The organism is Mesorhizobium sp. M7A.F.Ca.CA.003.01.2.1, assembly GCF_003998945.1.
GTDB classification, from domain to species: Bacteria; Pseudomonadota; Alphaproteobacteria; order Rhizobiales; family Rhizobiaceae; genus Mesorhizobium; species Mesorhizobium ciceri.
This window is the reverse complement of sequence record NZ_RZRA01001440.1, coordinates 1-851: the sequence shown is the minus strand read 5'-3', so window position 1 is coordinate 851 and position 851 is coordinate 1. Positions and strand designations below refer to the sequence as shown.

At 64.7% G+C, this 851-nt stretch carries 1 protein-coding gene; it reads left to right on the top strand.

Annotated elements, in window-relative coordinates:
• On the top strand, positions 1–851 hold an 851-nt coding region (locus EN969_RS33310), incomplete at both ends, for an autotransporter-associated beta strand repeat-containing protein (RefSeq protein ID WP_206525314.1).

The following is an 851-nucleotide window of genomic DNA, read 5'->3' as shown; positions in this document are numbered from 1 at the left end:
CGTCGTGGACCGTCGACCAGGGCACATTGAGGATCGGCGGCGACTGGTCGCTGGGCGATGTCTCGGGCGCCCTGACCTTGAACGGCGGCGCGCTGCAGGTGACGGGCAATCCCGTCAGTTTCACGCTGGAGCGCCAGATAATCCTCGGCGCCAACGGCGGCACCTTCGATGTCGGCGCCGGCAAGAACCTGATCCTCGACGGCGTGGTTTCGGGCGACGGACAACTCGCCAAGACCAGTTCCGGCACGCTGACGCTGACCGGCGCCAACAGCTATTCGGGCGGCACGGCGGTGCGCGGCGGCGGCCTTGTCGTGACGGCGACAGGCGCGCTCGGCGACGGACTGGTCGCCATAAACTCCAACGGAAGCGGGGGATGGGCCAAGCTCTATTTCTCGGGCAACGACGCCGCCAATCCGGTCAGTGCCGAGGATATCTCGATCACCGTCGGGTTGGGCGACCTCAACTTCCTGCGCAATGCGACCGCCGGCGCGGCCACCATCATTCTGGCGAAGGACGGCACTGGCGGGCTCAATTTCAGCACCGGAACCGATGCCGGCACGGCCAGCATCATCAACCAGGGCGGCGGCTCGGTCACCTTCACAGGAGCAAGCGCCGCCAATGCTACCATCGTCAATGACGGCCTGGGCATACCGTATTATTTCAGCAGGACGACCTTCGACGACGATTACTCAAGCAATGTATCTTCCTCCGCCGGGGACGCCACGATAACCAACCGGAATGGCGGCTCGACCATTTTCTACGGACATTCGGACGGCGGAACGGCGACGCTGGTCAACGAGGCCGGCGGCACGCTCGATTTCCAGCAGGCATCGCAGGCGGCTGATGCAACC